25 protein-coding genes are annotated in these 19,922 nt (G+C 56.6%); 13 read left to right on the top strand and 12 right to left on the bottom strand.

Translation table 11 applies throughout. The features are described from left to right. Positions 1–5: 5 nt before the first annotated feature. Positions 6–1,058 carry a ParB N-terminal domain-containing protein gene (locus Q0903_RS18400; protein WP_299417712.1) on the top strand — a complete coding sequence of 351 codons (1,053 nt, stop codon included), beginning with the start codon at positions 6–8 and terminating at the stop codon, positions 1,056–1,058. A 52-nt stretch (positions 1,059–1,110) separates the two neighbouring features. On the opposite strand, the gene Q0903_RS18405 is transcribed toward Q0903_RS18400, so the two are convergent. Continuing rightward, positions 1,111–2,028, bottom strand: coding sequence for a LysR family transcriptional regulator (locus Q0903_RS18405; protein ID WP_299417714.1), 918 nt, complete (start codon positions 2,026–2,028; stop codon positions 1,111–1,113). A 251-nt stretch (positions 2,029–2,279) separates the two neighbouring features. Here Q0903_RS18405 and Q0903_RS18410 point away from each other — a divergent pair, with 251 nt between their 5' ends. The 5 genes from Q0903_RS18410 (at position 2,280) to Q0903_RS18430 (ending at position 8,545) form a co-directional block, all read left to right on the top strand. After that, positions 2,280–2,474: a hypothetical protein gene (locus Q0903_RS18410; RefSeq protein ID WP_299031438.1), complete on the top strand. Its 195-nt coding sequence runs from the start codon at positions 2,280–2,282 to the stop codon at positions 2,472–2,474. A gap of 228 nt (positions 2,475–2,702) precedes the next feature. After that, entirely contained in the window at positions 2,703–3,848 is a 1,146-nt protein-coding gene (locus tag Q0903_RS18415; RefSeq protein WP_299417715.1) for an efflux RND transporter periplasmic adaptor subunit, read from the top strand. Continuing rightward, a complete protein-coding gene (locus tag Q0903_RS18420; RefSeq protein ID WP_299417716.1) occupies positions 3,841–6,939 on the top strand; it encodes an efflux RND transporter permease subunit in 3,099 nt (1,032 codons plus the stop codon). The genes Q0903_RS18415 and Q0903_RS18420 overlap by 8 nt, the downstream gene beginning before the upstream one ends. An 82-nt stretch (positions 6,940–7,021) precedes the next feature. Continuing rightward, positions 7,022–7,888, top strand: coding sequence for a mechanosensitive ion channel family protein (locus Q0903_RS18425; RefSeq protein WP_299417717.1), 867 nt, complete (start codon positions 7,022–7,024; stop codon positions 7,886–7,888). Positions 7,889–8,248: 360 nt separating this feature from the next. Further along, positions 8,249–8,545 (top strand): hypothetical protein, encoded by a 297-nt coding sequence (locus tag Q0903_RS18430; protein WP_299417718.1) that lies wholly within the window; start codon positions 8,249–8,251, stop codon positions 8,543–8,545. Positions 8,546–8,754: 209 nt separating this feature from the next. Here Q0903_RS18430 and Q0903_RS18435 read toward each other — a convergent pair whose 3' ends face one another. From Q0903_RS18435 to Q0903_RS18465, 7 genes are all read right to left on the bottom strand, one after another. After that, complete coding sequence (locus Q0903_RS18435) at positions 8,755–9,504, bottom strand: hypothetical protein (protein ID WP_299417719.1); 750 nt, start codon at positions 9,502–9,504, stop codon at positions 8,755–8,757. Beyond that, positions 9,497–9,892 carry a phage holin family protein gene (locus tag Q0903_RS18440; RefSeq protein WP_299031415.1) on the bottom strand — a complete coding sequence of 132 codons (396 nt, stop codon included), beginning with the start codon at positions 9,890–9,892 and terminating at the stop codon, positions 9,497–9,499. The genes Q0903_RS18435 and Q0903_RS18440 overlap by 8 nt, the downstream gene beginning before the upstream one ends. Next, the gene (locus Q0903_RS18445) at positions 9,879–10,349 is read right to left on the bottom strand and encodes a hypothetical protein (protein WP_299417721.1); all 471 of its coding nucleotides are present in this window, start codon (positions 10,347–10,349) and stop codon (positions 9,879–9,881) included. Before Q0903_RS18445 ends, Q0903_RS18440 begins: the two co-directional genes overlap by 14 nt. A 27-nt stretch (positions 10,350–10,376) precedes the next feature. Next, on the bottom strand, positions 10,377–10,703 hold the full coding sequence (locus Q0903_RS18450) for a hypothetical protein (protein ID WP_299031410.1): 327 nt from the start codon (positions 10,701–10,703) through the stop codon (positions 10,377–10,379). 72 nt (positions 10,704–10,775) lie between these two features. After that, complete coding sequence (locus tag Q0903_RS18455) at positions 10,776–11,720, bottom strand: YihY/virulence factor BrkB family protein (protein WP_299417723.1); 945 nt, start codon at positions 11,718–11,720, stop codon at positions 10,776–10,778. 86 nt (positions 11,721–11,806) lie between these two features. Next, on the bottom strand, positions 11,807–12,322 hold the full coding sequence (locus Q0903_RS18460) for a YetF domain-containing protein (protein ID WP_299417725.1): 516 nt from the start codon (positions 12,320–12,322) through the stop codon (positions 11,807–11,809). Between the two features lie 99 nt (positions 12,323–12,421). After that, complete coding sequence (locus Q0903_RS18465) at positions 12,422–13,201, bottom strand: PRC-barrel domain-containing protein (RefSeq protein ID WP_299031402.1); 780 nt, start codon at positions 13,199–13,201, stop codon at positions 12,422–12,424. Between the two features lie 270 nt (positions 13,202–13,471). Here Q0903_RS18465 and Q0903_RS18470 point away from each other — a divergent pair, with 270 nt between their 5' ends. Continuing rightward, positions 13,472–14,089, top strand: a complete 618-nt coding sequence (locus Q0903_RS18470) for a DUF998 domain-containing protein (RefSeq protein WP_299417727.1) — start codon at positions 13,472–13,474, stop codon at positions 14,087–14,089. A gap of 18 nt (positions 14,090–14,107) precedes the next feature. Here the strand turns inward: Q0903_RS18470 and Q0903_RS18475 are convergent, their stop codons facing one another. Beyond that, positions 14,108–14,602, bottom strand: coding sequence for an MgtC/SapB family protein (locus Q0903_RS18475; RefSeq protein WP_299417729.1), 495 nt, complete (start codon positions 14,600–14,602; stop codon positions 14,108–14,110). Positions 14,603–14,771: 169 nt separating this feature from the next. Between Q0903_RS18475 and Q0903_RS18480 the strand changes: the two genes are divergently transcribed. Beyond that, positions 14,772–15,266 carry a ferritin-like domain-containing protein gene (locus tag Q0903_RS18480; RefSeq protein ID WP_299417730.1) on the top strand — a complete coding sequence of 165 codons (495 nt, stop codon included), beginning with the start codon at positions 14,772–14,774 and terminating at the stop codon, positions 15,264–15,266. 83 nt (positions 15,267–15,349) lie between these two features. Here the strand turns inward: Q0903_RS18480 and Q0903_RS18485 are convergent, their stop codons facing one another. Both Q0903_RS18485 and Q0903_RS18490 read right to left on the bottom strand, forming a co-directional pair. After that, positions 15,350–15,703, bottom strand: coding sequence for a response regulator (locus Q0903_RS18485; protein WP_299417731.1), 354 nt, complete (start codon positions 15,701–15,703; stop codon positions 15,350–15,352). A 6-nt stretch (positions 15,704–15,709) separates the two neighbouring features. After that, the gene (locus Q0903_RS18490) at positions 15,710–16,795 is read right to left on the bottom strand and encodes an HWE histidine kinase domain-containing protein (protein WP_299417732.1); all 1,086 of its coding nucleotides are present in this window, start codon (positions 16,793–16,795) and stop codon (positions 15,710–15,712) included. 248 nt (positions 16,796–17,043) lie between these two features. Between Q0903_RS18490 and Q0903_RS18495 the strand changes: the two genes are divergently transcribed. Together Q0903_RS18495 and Q0903_RS18500 are read left to right on the top strand one after the other, a co-directional pair. Further along, positions 17,044–17,202, top strand: coding sequence for a YqaE/Pmp3 family membrane protein (locus Q0903_RS18495; protein ID WP_299031385.1), 159 nt, complete (start codon positions 17,044–17,046; stop codon positions 17,200–17,202). A gap of 5 nt (positions 17,203–17,207) precedes the next feature. Next, on the top strand, positions 17,208–17,579 hold the full coding sequence (locus Q0903_RS18500) for a DUF4112 domain-containing protein (protein ID WP_299417733.1): 372 nt from the start codon (positions 17,208–17,210) through the stop codon (positions 17,577–17,579). A 41-nt stretch (positions 17,580–17,620) separates the two neighbouring features. Here the strand turns inward: Q0903_RS18500 and Q0903_RS18505 are convergent, their stop codons facing one another. Further along, the gene (locus Q0903_RS18505; protein ID WP_299417734.1) at positions 17,621–18,205 is read right to left on the bottom strand and encodes an exopolysaccharide biosynthesis protein; all 585 of its coding nucleotides are present in this window, start codon (positions 18,203–18,205) and stop codon (positions 17,621–17,623) included. A gap of 173 nt (positions 18,206–18,378) precedes the next feature. On the opposite strand from Q0903_RS18505, the gene Q0903_RS18510 reads away from it, so the two are divergent. From Q0903_RS18510 to Q0903_RS18520, 3 genes are all read left to right on the top strand, one after another. After that, a complete protein-coding gene (locus tag Q0903_RS18510) occupies positions 18,379–18,783 on the top strand; it encodes an STAS/SEC14 domain-containing protein (protein WP_299417735.1) in 405 nt (134 codons plus the stop codon). An 81-nt stretch (positions 18,784–18,864) separates the two neighbouring features. Then, positions 18,865–19,092, top strand: coding sequence for a hypothetical protein (locus Q0903_RS18515; RefSeq protein ID WP_299417736.1), 228 nt, complete (start codon positions 18,865–18,867; stop codon positions 19,090–19,092). 70 nt (positions 19,093–19,162) lie between these two features. Continuing rightward, positions 19,163–19,378: a DUF2945 domain-containing protein gene (locus Q0903_RS18520; protein ID WP_299417737.1), complete on the top strand. Its 216-nt coding sequence runs from the start codon at positions 19,163–19,165 to the stop codon at positions 19,376–19,378. Positions 19,379–19,922: the final 544 nt, after the last annotated feature.

Below are 19,922 nucleotides of genomic sequence, written 5' to 3' on the forward strand. Positions count from 1 at the left end.
AAACTATGGCTAAACGTCGCAAACTCACCACGCCAAGTGTCGAACACCTCAGCGAGATGGAAGATGCGTTTCGCCGCGAAACCGCACCGTCCCCTGCGATGGCGCCTATTGCCCAAGTGGCAGCGGAGACCGCGATGAACGTAAATGTTGTTGATCCTGAATTGCGCGCAAAACTGGCGCAGTTGGAACAGGTCCGCGCAGCAGAGGCACAAGGTCTTGTTGCGCGGCTGATCCCGATTGAAGCGGTAGACGCCAGCGCGTTGACGCGGGACCGTATGGCGCTTGATCCACAGGATTTTGCAGAGTTGAAGGCGGCCATTCTTGCCAATGGCCTGCGCATGCCCATCGAGGTTTGCGCGCTGGAGCCGCGCAACGGGCAACCGCGTTATGGTCTGATCTCTGGGTATCGGCGGCTTCAGGCGGTGCGCGAGTTGCGTGGCCAGCCGGGGCAGGGTGCAGGTGTGATCGAAGCACTGGTGCGTCCTGTCGCGTCAGCGGCAAACAGTATGGAAGCGATGGTCGAGGAAAACGAAATTCGGGCAGACCTTTCGCAATTTGAACGCGGGCGAATTGCGGTTCTTGCTGCGCAGAACGGCGTTTATAAAGATGTGGAGGAGGCAACGGCAAAGCTCTTTGCCTTTGCATCCAAGGCCAAGCGGTCAAAGATACGGTCCTTTGCTGTGGTATTCGAGGCGTTGGGTGATGTGTTGGCATTTCCGCAGGCGCTGAAGGAAAAACAGGGGCTTACGCTTGCTACGGCGTTGCGAAACGGGGCAGGGGGGCTGTTGCGCGATGCGCTTGGTACGGCAACCCCCGCTGGCGCTGGCGAGGAATGGCAGGTCATTGAAGCAGCGCTAAAGACGTTTTCAGGTGCATCGGACTCCAATAGCAAATCCAAGGGTGGCCGCCCCAAGACCGAGGTGGAAACCATCGAGACAGCGCGCGGCACGCGGATCGAGTGGAGCCGCAAAGGGCGGGGGGTTGTTATCCAGCTTGATGGCGCGTTGGAGGATGAGACGATTGCCAAGGCGATTGCGTTGCTGGAAAAGTCGGTTTAGCGCAGAGCCTGGCCATGCTGGCCCCCAGTGCCAGCACGTGCCATATCGCGAGTCAGAGTCTGGCATCCACGGCGTCGTAGTCCGCCATCGCTTCGATATCCTCGGTGACGGTTTCCTGTTCTATCTCGGCGGCCAAGACGACCTCGGCTAGCGTTGTGCGAGCGACATCGGCAATGTCCTCGGGCAGATCGTTACGCCAGACCACCCATGATGGATAAGGAAAGCGTGGTGCGTCTGCCACAAGATGCAACTTTCCTTCGTCGATATACCGTTTGGCCGAGCGTGCGGGTAGAAATGCAGCGGCTTTGCGGTTCACGATATAGTCTGCCGTTAAGGCCCCCAGCGCCATAGAACGGCCGGAATCGGTGAGATGGGGCAGGGCAATCGTGAGAGCGTGAGTGAACTCTGGCCCCCAGTCAACCGAAACAAAATCGCGTGCCAGGTCAAGGGTCGCATCGGGGTAGGAGGCGACAAGGATCAGCTCGTCATCCAGCGCGTGTTCCGCCGTGAGTCCGGGTCTGAGTTGTGGAGTATAGAGCAGCGCGGCCTGCACCACCCCCTCCACCAGGTAGCGGGTGATCCGGTCTGTCATGCCCAGTTCGGCATGAACGCTGAGTTCGGGCATCCTGAGCTGGAGTGCATCGAGCCATCGAAACCCCAGACGTGGCCACAAGGAATATTGCGCACCGATGGAAATTGCGCGGCTGTACCCTTCGGGAATGGCAATTTGCTGGCGCGCTTCTTCCCAGAGTTTCAGAAGGCTCAGCGCGTAGTGTTCAAACTGTCTACCTTCCGCGGTCAGCACGGCACCCGCCTTCGAGCGGATGAACAGCGGATGGCCCAAACTGTCTTCTAGCCGCTGCACCCGCAGGCTGACGGCGGATTGTGTGACAAACAGGCGATCACATGCAGCGACGAAGGATCCCGTGTTGGCAACTTCGATAAACGTTTTGATGAGAGTGATGTCCATAAGGTCTCCGCTGGTTAAAAGGTGCATGCCGTGCTGATTGGTTGCTCTGCTTCGCTTATACATGAGTATTACGCACGATAAACATAAATGCTATTCGTTATGCTGCTTTTAAAAACACTGCTAAACCAGTTTCAACGAAGACGGAGCGCCCGACATGCGGGCTGCAGGACAGAGGACGTCGCACCTCGGACTGTCACACACCTCCGGCTTTGACCATGAAACCAAGCGGCGCAAACAAAGTGAGTAAGACCATGTTTAACGCAAAGAAAATGATGATTATCGCATTGGTTGGCGCGATGGGCGCGCTTTCTGCCTGCTCGACCAATCAAGTTGCGGACGCCACGGGTGCCACAGCCGGATTTGTAGCCAAGACTGCCGTGAAAGGTACCGTAGGCGTCGGCAAGCTGGCTGTTAAGGGCGTCAAAAAAGTCGCTGCTTCCAGATAATGTAACCTTTATCCGAACCTGCCAACTATAGCGGCGCGATAGCTCGCGCCGCTTTTTTTGCGGCGTGCCTACGCAGCTGGTGAAGCTCTGCCGTAATCTGCCATGTTGTGACCGGCACCATTGCAAGACGGGACGGGCGAAATACCTAACGGTTGTGGCATGACTGTTGAGGGTGGTAGTGACCGTCAACCATCGAGGCCGCCATCCGCAGTGCCAAAGGACCATCCCATGACAAACGACAGCCCAAAGACCGCGCCTGCGGAGAAATCCGCGCCACAGACCTTGCGCTTTGAGGGGGATGACGGTGCGTCGCGCTCTACCTGGATCGCTGCCGCGCTTGTGATTTGCATTGTAGGCTGGATGGGCAGCGGGTTTATTTTTCCTTCCGAAGAGGTAGTGCCAGAGATCACGCGTGAGGCACCACAGCCTGTTGCAGTGGCAGTCACGGAATCAATGGCGCAATCGGTTACGCAGTTTTATCGCGCCGAAGGGCAGGCCCTGCCCGACCGTGACACGATGCTGCGGGCCGAAACATCGGGAAGCATCGAAGAGGTGTCTGTCGTAAAAGGCCAGAACGTAGCAGCGGGTGACGTGATCGCGCGGTTCGATCCTGCCAGCAACGAGGCCGACGCCGTGCGCGCCACCGAAGAGCTTGCCCGTGCGCAACGGGAATTTGACAACGCCGAAAGCCTGCTGGAACGCGGGGTCGCCACCGCCGACCGTGTGTCGCAGGCACGCGCTACGCTGGCCGCGGCGCAATCACAGGTCATTGCGGTGAGGCAGGCGGCAAAGGCGCTGACGATCACGGCCCCTTTTGCAGGGCGGATCGAAACGCTGGATTTGAACGCAGGCGAGTTTGTTTCCTCGGGGTCGAACGTAGGGCGGCTGGTGGATAATACGCCGCTGACCATTGCCATTCAGGTGCCGCAGCAATCGCTGACCCGTTTGGCGGCGGGTCAGCCTGCGCGTGTTGCCTTCATCACAGGAGAAGAGCGCGAGGGCACCGTGACATTTGTCGGCACCTCTGCGGCCTCAGAGACGCGCACTTTCCTTGCCGAGATCGAGGTGCAAAATGAAAACGGGGCGATCCCTGCAGGCATTTCGGCCGAGGTGACTATCCCCACAAATGATGTGACCGCCCATTTCGTATCGTCCTCAATTGTGTCGCTGGACACGGAGGGAACGCTGGGCGTGAAAACGGTGGATGAGAACGATGTCGTTGTCTTTTTCCCGATCGAGGTTGCAAAGGCGCAGATTGACGGCATCTGGGTGACGGGCCTGCCCGATGTTGTACGGGTCATCACAGTGGGGCAGGGGTTTGTGAACGCTGGTGAGACTGTAGCGCCCGGCCTTGAGGTGACGGGCGATGAATAGCATCATCAACGCTGCGTTTTCACGGTCGCGCGTGGTCGTTATGGCGCTTTTTATGATATTGGCAGTAGGGGTCTATGCCTATTCCGCCATCCCCAAAGAAGCTAACCCCGAAGTGCCGCTGCCGTTGTTCTATGTCTCGACAGGGCTGGACGGTATCAGCCCGGGGGATGCGGAGCGTTTGTTGCTGGAGCCGCTGGAAAGGGAATTCGGCTCGATCGAGGGGTTGGAAAGCCTTAAATCGGACGCGGCTGAAGGGTTCGTCAGCCTCCAGCTTGAGTTTAGTCCAGGTGGTGACAACACCGAGGCGTTGGACAAGGTACGCGATGCGGTGGACCGCGCCGAAAGTGACTTGCCCGAAGATGCCTATGACGTCACCATTACCGAGATCAACCTCGCCCTGTTCCCGATTATCACGGCGATCCTTTCCGGCCCTGTACCGGAACGCGCGCTGAACGATCTAGCCGAAACCCTGCAAGAAGAAATTGAAGGTCTGCCCGGTGTTCTGGAGGTAGATATCGGCGGGCAACGGTTCGAGTTTCTGGAGGTCCTGATCGACCCCACGGTGTTCCAGACCTATAACCTGTCCTTTGACGAGCTGATCGGACAGGTCCAGCGGAACAACCGTTTAATTGCTGCCGGGGCTATCGAGACGGGGGCAGGGCGGATCGTTCTCAAGGTACCGGGCCTGATCGAAAGCCTTGAGGATGTGATGGCCATGCCCGTCAAAGTGCGGGGCAACGCGGTGGTTACCTTTGGCGATATTGCCACGATCCGCAGAGCGTTTGAGGACCCTACATCGTTTGCACGGATTAACGGCCAGCCAGCTCTCGCGCTGGAGATCAAAAAACGCTCGGGCGCGAATGTGATCGAGACTGTGGATGCGGTGCGCGCGCTGGTGGCCGAGCTTGAGGCCGACTGGCCAGAGAATATCGAAATCACCTATCTTCAGGACCAGTCCGAGCAAGTGAAAACATTTCTCAGTGATCTGGAGGCGAATGTGATTGCAGCCGTGATCCTTGTGATGATTGTGATCGTGCTTGCGCTTGGGCTGCGCTCTGCCGTGCTGGTCGGCCTCTCGATTCCGGGCGCGTTTTTTGCAGGGATCATTGCGATTTGGGCAATGGGGTATTCGATGAATATCATTGTTCTGTTTGCCCTAATCCTTGTGGTGGGGATGCTGGTGGACGGGGCAATTGTCACCACAGAACTGGCAGACCGGAAGTTACAGGAAGGTGCATCAGCACGCGATGCCTATGCGTTCGCGGCCAAGCGAATGGCGTGGCCGATCATTGCTTCGACTGCGACAACGCTGTCTGTGTTCTTCCCGCTTCTGTTCTGGTCGGGGATGGTGGGTGAGTTTATGAAATATCTGCCGATCACAGTGATTGTTACGCTGACCGCATCGTTGTTCATGGCGCTGATTTTCATTCCGGTTGTGGGCGGCCTGATCGGGAAGCGACAGCCGCAATCGGCCAAAGCCAAGGCCAAGATGCATGCCGCCGAAATTGGTGATCCGCGCAACATGGGCGGGATCACGGGCGCTTATGTGCGGCTGTTGGAATGGGCCATTCTGCGCCCTGCGGCGACCGTCTTGCTGGCACTGGCGCTGTTGCTGGGGTGTTTTGCCGCCTACGGGCAGTTTGGGAAGGGTGTCACCTTCTTTCCCAGCGTAGAGCCGGAATTTATGCAGGTTCAAGTCCGTGCGCGCGACAATTTCTCGATCTTCGAGCGCGATGCGCTGGTGCGCGTGGTCGAGGACCGTCTGCTGGATTATGACGAGATAGCGAGCATTTATGCCCGCTCCACCATGAGCGCGGGGCAGGGCGACGAGGAAACCATCGGTACGCTGCAGTTGGAACTGACCGACTGGGACAGGCGCCGCACCGCTGCCGAAATCGGCGTGGACATACGCAAAAGCGTGGCCGATATCGCAGGCATTGACGTGCAGGTGCAGACCGAAAGCGGTGGCCCCACCACGGGCAAGCCTGTGAACCTGCGTATCACGGCGCGCAATCCGGATGTGCAGGCAGATGCAGTAGCGCAGATTCGCGATGTCATGGACCGTATGGGCAGTTTCACAGATGTGACCGATACCCGCCCTGTCCCGGGGGTGGAGGTGTCTATCCTTGTCAACCGTGCAGAGGCGGCACGGTTTGGTGCGGATGTCAGTCTGTTGGGGCAGGCGGTTCAGCTGTTGACCCAGGGCATCACAGTAGCCGACTACCGCCCCGATGACTTCGACGGGTTGCTGGACATCCGTGTGCGCTTTCCGCGCGAAGAGCGGTCATTGGCAGAACTGGCAGGCCTGCGGGTGCCGACCGAAGCAGGGTTGGTCCCCATTTCAAACTTCGTAACCTTTGTCCCGTCGGAGCGCACAGGCATCATCCGACGCATAGACGAAAAACGTGTCACTACGATCGAGGCGAATGTTGCAGCAGGGGTATTGGTCAATGATGCGGTGAATGCGCTGACCGCTGCGCTCAATGAGGGTGATCTGCCCGAGGGGGTCGAATTCTCTTTCGCGGGCGAAGCGGAGGATCAGGCCGAGAGCATGAATTTCCTGATCGGCGCTTTCGCCACAGCTATCTTTTTGATGTTCGTTATACTGGTGTTGCAGTTCAACAGTTTCTTTCAGGCTTTCATCGTAATGAGCGCGATTATTTTCTCTGTCGCGGGGGTTCTGTTGGGGCTGTTGGTCACGGGGCGGCCGTTTGGCATTGTGATGGGGGGCATCGGGGTGATCGCGCTAGCGGGCATTGTGGTGAACAACAACATTGTGCTGATCGACACGTTCAACGATCTCAGGCGTAGCGGGCAAGCGCCGCTAGAGGCGGCTTTGCGTACAGGCGCGCAGCGATTGCGGCCTGTGGTACTGACCTCTGTCACCACTGCCCTCGGATTGATGCCCATGGTGATCGGGTTGAACCTCAATTTTTTCACGCGCGAGATTGTCTATGGCGCACCTTCAACACAATGGTGGACCGAGCTGTCCTCGGCGATTGCAGGGGGGCTGGTGGTTGCCACAGTGCTGACGCTGGTGCTGACGCCTGCGATGCTGATGCTGGGAGAGCGGCGGGCAAGGCGGCCCTGAGAACGCCACGGCAGGCTGTGCAATTTTTTGTGGAACCCTTTGGTCCGAGCGTCGTTGGTTTCGGAGTCAGAGGAGATACGAGTTGGAGCCAGTCGAGATTTTAGCAGACCAGTTGCGCGGAATGGCACGGGCTGCGATTGAGTTATTGCCTCAGGCCGTTGTCGCACTTGCGGTCGTTATTATTGTCGCGTTGCTGAACAAGCTGGGCAAGATGCTGATGCAGCGTGTGCTGGGCCGTATGCGGCTGCGACAGAGCCTCAAGGAACTGTTGATCCTGCTATTCTCTATCGTGATATGGACGACAGGTATTATGATCGCGGCGGTGATCCTGTTTCCCGGGCTAACGCCTGCCAGTATCCTGACGGGCCTTGGCATCGGATCGGTCGCAATCGGTTTTGCCTTTAAGGATGTGTTCGAAAATTTCCTTGCGGGGATCATCATTCTGTTCAGACGCGAAATGCGGATTGGTGATCATATCGAATGTGAGGGGATCGAAGGCGAGGTGAAACACATCGCGATCCGCGAAAGCCATATCCGGCAGACAGACGGGCAGTTGATAATTGTCCCCAACTCTATCCTGTTCAAGAATCCCGTCGTGATCCGCACGGACAAGGATCACAGACGCATCCGCATCATCTGTGGCGTGTCCTATGACACCGATGTCGATGCCGCGAGAGATGTAATAAGCGATGCCATCACCGCCTGTGAAACCGTCCAGCAGGACGCGGGCCCCGTTCAGGTATTTGCAAACGAGTTCGGAGATTCATCTGTGAATTTCGAGGTGACGTGGTGGGCAGGCTCAACGCCTGCGGACGTGCGTCGCTCCCGCGATCAGGTGGTTGCGGGGATCAAACGTGCGCTGGACAATGCAGGCATTGAAATTCCCTTCCCCTATAGAACACTCACGTTCAAAGAGCCGCTACCCCTTCAGAGCCCGAAGGCGGACTAGCGCGAACTACTCATTGCCCGCAGGGACCAGCATCCCTGCCGGCAACGGACTAGGGACCAATTCACGTCAGTTTCGTGGCACACCGAGGATGTCGCTGATGCCCCGTATTCGCGCTCGTTTGCGATATCGGGTTTGGCCCCTTTGGCAACGCCGTCGCGCGGTGTGGCGATGATCTCGCCGGTGGGGGCGTCATAGCCCAAGCCGTGGAAGTGGCGCAGGCGCTGATCGCTTATGCCACGGAGATGATGGAATGGGCGAGGTGGGGCTTGCCGTCATTGCCGACCCCAACAATAGTCGGCGCTGGTCGTGCGGGGGCTGACGGCCTTGGTGATCCTTTCAGGGCTGACGGGGCCTTTCCCTGTGTCGCTGATCTTTACCGCTGCCTTAATTAATCTGCTGTTCCAGATCTGCGATGCCTTCGGGGCGGTCGGCCTGTCGTGCGGCGCTATCAGTGAGCGGGACACATTCGGTTGCCTTGTCACTATCCTGAACATGTCTGTGGGGCAGCTGGCCCTTGGCATTTGCCTTGCGACGCAGACAGAACCACAGGCCAGTCATTTCGAGGACAAGGTGTTCTGCACCTCGAAGCATGAGCAGACTTGGACGAAGGGTAAATTTAAAGCTCACAGCGTGAGCTGTGCTTTTGGACGCGAATAGTGTGGAGATACTAGCCAAGATCGGCGATGAAGTGATTACCTCGCTGCATGAAAGCCAAGCAGTTTTATAGCGGCCACTTTCGCCGCATGTCTTGCATAGGCTGCGCGGCTTTTTCGTGGAAGGGGCTTTGCCTGTACTGTCTGAAAGGCAAAAAGGCGCGCCTCATTTTAATGAGACGCGCCTTGCGTGTTTTGGTCGTGCCAGACCGCCTAGCCTGCGGATTGGGTCTCGCCTTGCAGCGTGGATTTTGCTGCGGCGTGGGCTTTGTTTACTTCGTCCTGCAGGGTCGCGCGGGCGCGGGCCATTGCGGCGTCGCGGTGCTCGCCCAGCAGATCGTCTTCACGACGGGTGGACGGTAAAAGCGCGCCGACCAATGCACCCAGACCTAGAGCAAGTGCGCCAACGGCGAGCGGCTGATCATGCATAAAGGTCTGCGACTTTTGCACAGCAGCGCGGGTCTGGGCCTCGACCTTTTCCTGTGCATCCACGACGGCTTCTCGCGCGGCGATCACGCGTGTCCGCGCAGCAGGTGACAGGGTATCAAGACCGTCATTCAGCTTGGTGCGCAACCATGCTGCGCGAGGTGTATCATCTTCCTGCATCATTCCTGTGTACTCCTGTTTGATCTCGTCGTCTGCGGCTGCGACACGCGCGTCAAATCCGACATAGGCGTCTTCGGTTGGAACCAGTGTGGGCGTCGGGCGGCGTGTTTCGGGACGGGTGCCTGTGCCGGTCAGTAACAAACCGATGCCAACACCCACCAGTGCGAAGGCGGCGGGGTTCTGCTTTGCTGCGCCCCATGCCTGACGTCCGATGTCACCGCCGTATGTTTCGGCAAGCATGGTCGCATGGTTCTGAATGTTCTCGGGGTTTACCGCGCTAGACAGCGCATCAAGTGAAGCAGCCAGTTCCTGTCGCTCTGCGGCTGCGGTGCGTTCAATTGCTTTGTACTCAGACATTTGTCGCTCCTTTGACGGTGGCTGCATCGCGTTGCAGGTTGTTGAGCGTTCGCGTTGGCTCAAGCGCGGCGGCGGACAGGCGGGACTTCCCCACCAGCACAAGGATAACTGCTACGATCAGAACACCACCGCCAACGATCAGCGCCGCCGTTCCAGCGGATAAGCCTGTCGTTGCAATATAGGCAACCAGCGCGCCAGCCAGCACGTTGAGGCCCGTCAGCGCCAGAATGGCGGCAACAACCATCATCGCAATACCAGCACCGGCGCGGGACACATTATTGGCGATCTCGGCCTTGGCCAGCTGTAGCTCGGTCTGCATGAGGTTTGCGAAATTGCGCAGTGTATCTACAAGAAGGGTCGGCGCTTGTCTTGGGTCAGGATGGGACATCGAAACCTCGCGTTGTAGCAATTGGCGTACCTTGTGCGCTCCACGGATCTCTGGCTGCGTTGTCATAGTCGACACGTGCAGGATCGCGGGCCTTGAGAAAGCGTGTGGCGGCAAAACCCAGAAGTGCAGCGCCGCCGATAAACAAGGCGGGATGCTGGCGGGCGAAATTGCTCACGTCGCGGGTGGCTGTGTTCAGGTCAACTGTGCGCAGGCGGCTGGCCAAACCTTCCACCTGATCCGCGATCTGGTGTGCGGCCCGCGCCTGCAGACTGTCGCTGCCGAACTCATTCGCGGCGGCATCTGCGGCGTTGGTTGCATTCGTTACCTTTTCGGCTGCAGCATCGCGCAACTGTTCTGTCTTACGCTCCGCTTCAGAATAGATCGCTTCTTTTGCGTTGTTGCCCAAGTCGTGTGCCTTGGTCTTGACGTCTTGTGTCAGATCATCATGTGTCGGCATGAGAATATCCTTTCTTCAGCTAGAGAGTTACGAGCGTTTGGTGGCCAATACGCCGATCAGAATACCGATACCTGCAGCAGCAGCGAGCGATGCGGCGGGGTTGCGCCGTACGAAGGTCGCGGCATCATCTGCCATATTCTGAAAATCGATGTTGGTGCGGTCGCGTAGGGTATCTGCCATCTCGTCGAAAGAGGGGATCGCATCTTTCACGCGCTCCGCTGCGGCTTGCGCGGCGTTGGCGGACTTCGCGTTCAGTGTGTCTTCGCCCACGTATTTTGGGTCTGTATCGCCGGTTTTGGCCTGTGCGGGATTTGCTGGTTTGGCTTTACGGGTTGTCGATTTTGAAGTTGTCATAATTTAATCTCCTTTGTTACTGGGTTAACGGCTACTGCGTGCGATCAGTTCCCTGAAATCGGCGTAATGGGGTTATTTAGTTGCCTCACCGAGGGTGTCGGCCTTTTCCGCATCGCGCGATCCCATGGGTAAATCCCGGCCTTGGGTTGTGTCGCGGCGCGTCTGCGCTTCCATCTCTGCATTCAGTTCGGCCCCCAAAAGGATGATAAATGCTGACAGCCACAACCATGTGAGCATGATGACGACACCAGCGAGCGAGCCGAAGCTTTCGTTATAGGAACCGAAGGATTTGACGTAATACGCGAACCCTACTGACCCGAAGAGCCAGAGAGTACAGCCCACAACCGCCCCGACCGAGGCCCAGGACCACTCTGGCGCGTCGCGGCTGGGACCATAGCGGTACAGCACTGACAGACCGAGGACGGTGAGCAGGGCGATGGTGGCGAAGGACAGGATCAACACAAGGGGCTCGATCGAACTGCCGAGATCGACAAAGGACAAAACTGCTGGCAGGCCAAGGGTCACCCCGAGCGAGATCAGCAGGCCGAACACCAAGAACAGCGTCAGCGCAAAGGTAACAAGCTTGAGTTTGATAAAGCCGCGCTTTTCTTCCTCATCGTAGGCAACGTTGATCCCGTCCATCAAGCTCGCCATGCCCTTGGAGGCGGAGTATAGCGCGATCAGCACGCCGAGTAGTGCAGTCAGGCCGAGGCCACCACTGTCGGAGCCTGTGACAGACCGCGCCTGCGTTATGACGATGTCGATGATATCCTGTGGTAGAAGGTTTGACAGGCTTTGTATCTGCGTCGTGACTTGGGAAGGATCGATGAACAGTCCGCTCACAGCCATGACAGCCGCGATGGCAGGAAAAATTGCGAGAAAGCCGTAGAATGCCACACCTGCGGCGATCAATCCCACGCGGTCTGCGGCGACTTCGTCTTTGACGCGGAAGGCGATGTCTTTCCAGCCTTGGGCGGGGAGCTGTGCGGGGGTTTCGGCAGTACGACCACGAGACATATTGATCCAATCCTGTGAAATTAAATTAGGCCAAATGATGAAACAGGCCGTTGCAGGACAAACCACAACCGCCCCGCAATGGTTCCCTAATAACGGCGCAATCCTGTCAGAAGGCTGCTGTCGATGTCCTTGCCGTGGAGTACGGAAATGTCGCCCGTCGCCTCAAGCACCACGGTCTTGCTGATGTCTGGGTCTATGGCGTTTGCCTCGCGCAGTTTTGCGATCAGGTCGCTGCGACTGACGCGGGTCGCACAGAGGGCCGCATCGGAAATAATACCGTTTTCCATCAAGATCACGGGGGTATTGCCGATGATGTCTTCGATGTACGCCGATTTGCGGCGCGCCAGTGCGGCGAGGAATTGCAGGCCCATAAGTGTGGTGATGGCCACCAGCGCCTGTACAAAGCCGCTTGATTTTGTGGCCTGCGCCGCCCCTGCAAGAAGTGAGCCAAGCGCGACCGTCACGACAAAGTCGAAGCTGGTCATTTTCGAAAATGATCTAAGCCCGACAATGCGCACCATAAAAATGATCCACACCAGCGAGACAGCGCCCAGCACCAGACCGCGCCAGACTTCGGGGTAGGGGAGGGTCTCGAAGATCATTGGGATATTCCTTTGGCAGTGCGATATGAAAACGCCCTCCCCCGATGATCGAGGGAGGGCGGAGAAGTGAGGCTAATCCTTTACGGAAAATGCGGGAGTTTAGCCTTCGTATTCTGGCTGCGCTTCCAGCTCTTCCTGGGTGGCGTTGATGTGGACGCGCAACATTTTGTCATCGGTGGAGCGGAGGATATCGAGCTTGTCCATGCTCACCGATACCGGCTTTTCGCCGAGGCCAAGAAAGCCGCCTACGTCGATGATTGCTGCGTCAATCTTGCCTTCGGTGTTCATGATGAGCTCGGAGATTTCGCCGATGTCCTCATCCGTGGCGCTGTAGACACGTGCGCCAGTAAGATCTTCGGAGTTGAAATCCTCGTTGGTGACATTCTCATAGCCATCGCGCTTCATCATGGGCGCTGCTGTCATTGCAGTGTCTGTCTCCATGGCTGCGTTCGTTGTGTTGCTCTTGTATTCCGGCGCTTCCTTCACGCCGACGGCAGAGGCTTTGACCACGAGGAAGAAGTCATCGGTTTCGCCTTCTTCGGATACGAACTGCAACTGGTCCATATTGATTGCTACGTCTTTCTCACCGATGCCGACAAAACCGCCGACGCCTACGATGACTGATTGTACATCGCCGTCACGTGTGAGGACGATTTCATTGATTTCGCCAATGTCGTCCCAGTTCTTCTCGTCACCTGCGGCAAAGGTGCCTTCGATGCTCGCCTCTGAGGCGTAGACACGCATGCCAATCACATCGGACGCGTTCAGGTTCTGCGCAGCATCGAATGTCATGTCCGAGAAGGCTGCAGTGTGGCCATCCGCATACGCGGCTGTGCTGAGGATGATTGCGGTTGCTGTTGTTGCAAGAAGGTTTTTCATTGATATTCTCCTATTTGGTTTTTGGCTGCTACCGTGCAGCAGCATCACTCTCACAACGGCATTTCCGCCCATCCGTTCCAAAAAGAATATTTGATTTTTGCTGGAACAAACCGTCGGATTTGTCGTTAGCGTGCGCGTCGTGATTCAATCGTTTGCCCATGGAATCCATTGACGTGGGCTTTGATCTTTTTGCCGTTTTGACAGGCAGGACCGGAACAATCTCTTGGGGGGCAGGGTTGGCCAGTAACACTCACGCAGGCAGGGTTGGCTATGAAAGATCTTGAGATGGAATGTAGAAGCACGTTAATCCGTGTGTTGGGGATTTACGCCATTCTGGGCTGCGCTGCCTTTGTCACATCGATCTTTATCGCGGACTTTATTGTGCCGGACCATGACTGGATGGCCGACACGATCAGCGATCTGGGCGCAGGGAAGTACGAATTTATCGTAGACATTGGCATTTACGCATTCTCGGGCGCGTTGATTTCTATCGCGCTTTTAAGCGCGCATCTGCACCTTGGTGGCAAGCGGTGGAGTGTCGGGGTCGTAGGGTTTGCGGTGCTGGGGTTGATCGTATTCCTTGTGGGGGCGCGGAACGAGTATGGCGATTCCGATAACGAGGGCATCGTGATACACCGTTATCTGGTTTATGCGATCGGGGCGCTTTTGATGGCGCTGCCACTGTTAATGATGGATGGGGCAAAGCGGATTTCGGACATCTACCGTCCCGTGTTTATTGCCATTGCCGTGGTATGGACCGTCTCTGCGCCCGTTTTCTTTTTTCTGCCCGATGGTATCGACGGCATCTATGAGCGGTATTTGGGTGCGATTGCGATATTTTTTGTCTGCTGTATGGCGCATCTATTCCTGAGACTTGCCAGTAAATAGCAAGCCCGCCGAAAAGATCTATTCATCGGCCGTGCGGTTGGCATCGGGGCGGTCATCCGCGCCGCGATGTTCCATAAAGTGGCTGATCCACAGCACGCTGGCCGCCAGTGCAGCTGCGACCAGAGCCAGTGTCGCATAGCCAAGGCCCGCCGCCAGACCGACAGCGCCCGCGACCCAAAGGCTCGCGGCTGTGGCCATGCCGCCCACGCTTTTGTCGCCTTGAATGATTGCGCCCGCCCCCAGAAAGCCCAAGCCGCCCACAAGGCCTTGAATAACGCGCGATGGATCGGCAGAGAGGCCCGCCGCCCCCATATCAACCGCCATTTCGATTGCGACTACTGTGAATATCGCAGCGCCCAGCGAGACCATCATATACGTGCGTATGCCGATCCGGCGGTGACGCACCTCGCGGTCCAGGCCGAGGATCGCACCGGCGACAAGCGCGCACACAAGACGCCAGAGCCAATCCGCCTGCGCGTATTCAACTTTAAACAGTGCGAGGAAATCGGCCATGATCAATCCTTAACAAGCGTTGGAGCCCCGAAGCTGCACACGCTGGCGGTGTTTCTGCGCGCCACCCCATCATATTCGCATGGAAAAAGAAATTGCCGATTTTCAGGAACGAGTTGGGGTCTGCCCTGTTGATATAACGAATGTAGGAAAAAAGAGAGAGGACGCAACCATGACCATGCAATCACTCAAAGACGTGTATCACGACCAACTTCAGGATCTGTGGAGCGCTAATAAACAATCGCTGGATGCAGTGACCCAACTGGGCCGCGCCGCGACTGACAAAGAGCTTTCCGAGGCATTGATCCGTGGTGCCAATGGCATCAGTGAAGGGATGGAGAAAGTGGCAGAGATTTGCAACCGCCATGACATCAACCCCGATGGTGAGCACTGTAAAGGGATGGAGGGGCTTGTGAAAGAGGCCCACGCGCATGTGCTGGACGCAGAGTTTGGCGCCGACGATGTGCGCGACGCGATGATCATCACCCAGTACCAGCGCATGGTACACTATGCGCTTGCTGGCTATGGCTGTCTGGTAGCCTTTGCCAACCGTTTGGAACAGGACGAGGATGGCGCGATCTTGCAGGAGTGTCTTGACAACACCTATGACGGTGACCGCATCATGACAAAAATTGCGACGGGTGGTGTGAACAAAGCGGCGGCTTAGCACCCCGCACACTTGTCAGATCGACACAAAGAAAGCGGCCCACGAAAGGGGCCGCTTTTTTATTGAAACACCCTAAAAACGGTTCAGCTGGCGAGCAGGGCGTCCTTTAGCTCTTTCATCGAGACCGGCTTGCGTACAACCGTGTCCTCGTTCTGGAGAAACTTGATCTGGCTTGGCTCATAAGCGGTGATGTAGACATAGGGGATACCGCGCTCGCGCAGGATGCGGGCAATAGGTTCCGAAGTCTTGCCCTTGCCGAGGTTCACATCAAGGCAAGCCACGTCAAATTCTTCCTCCTGTGCGAGATCTAGCGCATCGTCCAGATGCATGGACGGGCCGACAACCTCAAACCCCAAATCCTCCAGCGTATCCGCCATTTCAAACGCGATCAGTGCTTCGTCATCGACAATGAATATTCGCTTTGGCTCGGGGGACATATCTGTTCATTCCTTTGTTTCGAGTGGCATCTCAAGACTCCATGTGAAGCCTGCCTCGGGGTAGTCGATTGCTACCTTACCAAAGGTTTCGGCAGCAAGTATCTGGTTTGTAATCTTTGATCCAAACCCTTTCGTCTTAGGAGGAACAGGTGAGATGCCATCAAGTTCCACCCATGACAGACGAATTTTATCTTTCTCAGCAGGGGTGTAACTCCACGACAGTTCAACGCGGCCTTCAGTGTCTGACAGGCTGCCATGTTTCACGGCGTTGGTGGCCAGTTCGTAAAAGGCCATGGACAGGGCCATGGCGATGCGCGAGGGCACTTCGATCTCTGGCCCTTCCATTCTGATCCGACCGCCTGCGATCTGGGCGATTGTATCTTCGGCGATTTTTCCGATAGACGCGCGGTCCCAGCGGTTACCGATCAGCTGTGAATGCGCCTTGGCATATGCGTCAAGGCGGTTATCAATAGTCTCGCGCGCGCCGGCATCGGTGTCAGTGCCGCGCAAAGACTGGCTCACGATGGATTTGACAACGGTAAAGGCGTTTTTGACGCGGTGATTAAGCTCTGCAATCAGGACGTCCTGTTGCGCCATTAGATCACGCTCGTTGTCGATATCCACGATGGCCACAGTAGCGCCGCGCATGGTTCCGTCACTGCGCCGGACAGCGCGACATATGATGCGCATCCAAAAGCGTGTGCCATCGCCGCGTTGGTAATGCACGTCAAGTTCGGAGTGGTCGTGACCTTCGCCAACTACTTTTGCCAATGGGTATTCATGGCTCTGAACTTTTTGGCCATTTTCATGGAAAGAGACCCATTCCCCATAAGAATGGACATCTTCGGAATTATAGATCGCATGTCTGACCATTTCTTCGGCGCGCGAATTACCGGCGGTGATCCGGCCACTGGGTGCATCGGCCAAAATGATACCGATAGGGATCGTCTCTAGCATGGCTTCAAAATAGGTGAGTTTGTCTAGCGATGTCTCGACCTTGGAGACTGTCTCAGCTTTTTCTAGAATGACAGTGGCCAATTCTTGCTTCAGCCGCACGATTTCGGCCCGCAGCTCTTCGACTGTTTCTGTCATTATGATGATCCATCTATTGCACGTGAAGTTAATAGGGTAACTATGTCGCAGGCATTTGATGTCCAGAAAATAGGCAGCGGCCAATGTTTTCCTAGCTGCTCCGTTCTGACAGGCCCATCGATTTACGGCAAGCAGCGCGGTGCCTGCATGCGTTCGTCAAACCACTTCCATTAGTTTCGCAACCAAGTCGGACCTCACGGCGTTGGGCTCTCAGTTACATCACCCAAAACGAAAAAAGGCCTACTTCAATGGACATTATCCGCATCATCCTTTCCGTCATCATCCCGCCCCTCGGTGTTTTTCTACAGGTGGGAATTGGCAAACATTTCTGGATCAACATCCTCTTGACCATTCTTGGCTACATCCCTGGACTAGTTCACGCGGTCTATATCGTGGCGCGGAAATAATCGCGATGTCCACGTCCGAGATCGAGAAACTAGACCGACTGTCGACCCTGTTGGATGCAAAGTACCGCATTCCCGGAACACCTGTGCGCTTTGGCTGGGACAGCCTTCTCGGCTTGATCCCCGGTGTCGGGGATGTGGCGACACTCGCCCCGTCGGTGTATCTGATTTACAGGGCCAATGCGTTGGGGGCGCGCAAGCGCACAATTGGCCGGATGGCGGTCAATACCGGACTTGATTTTACCATCGGGGCGGTGCCGGTCATCGGTGATCTGTTTGATTTGGTCTTCAAGGCGAACAAGCGTAACTTCGCGCTCCTGCGCGCGGAGCTGGATGTGAAAGGCGCACACACGAGGGCGGCAGATGTGAAACGAGGCTAGGGTATGCGCAGGCGGGTCAGGATGTGACAAGCCGGCCTGCGCTATGCGCCCACCACTTTCCACACCAACCCCCCGACCAATGCATAAGGCACCAGCGCAAGGAACACGACCGCGCCGTCACGCGCCAGAATACCTATGCCCAAAAGAGCTACGGACAGCCCGACCATCGACGACGAGAACGGAATAAACTCCATCAGCGGCAGAACAAGGCCAGACAGAACGCACAAGAGTTGCGGCACAAACACCAGTGGTTTGTGCGTCAGGACGGTAAGCCGCGTTTCTGTTCTCCGGTCCAGCCAATTGACCAGTGGGTGCATTTTCTCGAAGGCAGTTTTTACATATCGCCGGTTTGCCCTGATCCGCAGGACCCATTGCGGCAGCCACAGATATTCACGCCGTAATACCATTTGCGACGAAACGAGAAATATTATGATCCCCATGGTGGCCGAAAACAAAGGTATGCCGCTTAGTGGAGTGACCAGCGCAATGGCGGGCACAATCAAAAGTGGTGCAAAACTGACCTGACCGATCAGGTTCACAATTTCACCGATTGTTATCTGTTCATCCCCTCGCGCATTCTCGATGCGTTTCAGAATGCTCATCAGACTGGCAGATCGTGTCGACATCAGGGCACCCTCGGGATTGGAGAAGCAGCATTTGGACGGCACGCGTCGCCCCTCCACAGATCAATGTGGATAGAACCGCCCAACACGGTCAAAGGTTCCACCCGCTTTTGCGCGCAGGGCGCCGGAACCCAAAGGTGGGTCGGTTTGTTGGGTTATGAAAGAGGAGAACCAATATGACCCACTTTAAGTCAGGACCGATCACCGAGATTCCAACCGATACGCAAACTGTTCACGCTTTTCGCGTGAGCGGGCATATTGACGATGATGCGTCCGAGGCAATGGCCGAGCACATGAACGCCGTATTCGACCGCTCCGACAAAGTGAATATGCTGCTAGATCTGACCGGTTTCACCGGCAGCGATTGGGACAGTATGCTGGACGGGGATGTCATTACATCGCGCCTGCGCGCGCTGCGCCGTGTACATCGCTATGCTGTGGTTGGCGCACCGGACAGGGCTGCGAAAATGATCAACCTCATGGATAAGATCATTCCCGTCGAGGCCAAGGCCTTTGACGCGGGCGATGCGGCCCAAGCATGGGAATTTGTCGGGGCAAAGCCGCTCGCCGCTGCCGTGTAATGGAACCAACTGCGCGCCGCGCACGTTCTTTCCCCAAGCCGCATGAAAAGGCGGAATGTTAATTTGCCAAAGGAGGCACCTATGACTGCCCAGACACCAAAGCCGAAGAACGACAGCAGTGAAGAAACCGTCATCGGATTCAAAGGATCCGAACAGCATCACGATCTGAAAGACCAGCACGGCGAAAAAGCGGACGCCGATCATGCAGCAGGTGATGCTACTGTGGAGAAGGACATTCAGGATGCGGTTGAAGACGCAGACGGCAACGGCGGTGTAGCCGGCGCTTTGAAAGATGCGGTCGAGAAATAATCCAGACAAACGCCTCCGCCAGATATGCGGGGGCGTTTTTTTTCCGCTTTACAAGATACAGAGGTGCAAGATGGCGAGCTTTTCCGAAGGGGATAAGGTTAAATGGTCGTGGGGCAATGGCCACGGGTCAGGTGAAGTGCAATCGGTCTTTGAAGAAAAGACCACGCGCACGATCAAGGGCAATGAAGTCACCCGCAACGGCACACAAGATGACCCTGCGCTCTACATCAAGCAGGATGATGGAGATGCCGTGCTAAAGCTTGCCTCCGAGGTTGATGCTGCGTAACGACACACCCATTGCAAGTTTAGCAGAACGCAAGCGGATCAAGGCGTTGTCCGTACCGCCCGTGATGATTTCTGGACCAGCGCCAAAACCGTTGGCCAAATTCAGGCTACGGGACGCGATGTAAAACGGCGCAATCAGTACCGTTACCATCCCGATCGGTCAGCAGCACGCGCCAACACCAAATACAAACAACTCCCGAGCTTTGGCGAGGTCCTTCCATAAATCAGATAGAAGGTGGACCGCGATTTGTCGGAGAGTCCGTATCGACTACGGCAGGCTATCCGCCCCCAACTTCGTTTGGTGCGCACGTCAAAAAGAACGGCCTCAACGCAGCGGATCTCAAGAAAAAGAACCTGACGATTTATCTACTGGTACCGTCTGGCAAGCTAACTCTCGCTCTGCCGTGGATGAACATGCTGATCGGTGTGTTTGGCTTGGCTATCGGCAGACCAGGGGCGGCACGTTCTGTGACGCTCCTAGTCGATGAAGCGCCACCCTCGGTTATAGTCCTGATCTGATCGTCCTCATGAGCCAATATCGCGAG

The organism is uncultured Sulfitobacter sp. (assembly GCF_947502895.1).
Lineage (GTDB): Bacteria > Pseudomonadota > Alphaproteobacteria > Rhodobacterales > Rhodobacteraceae > Sulfitobacter.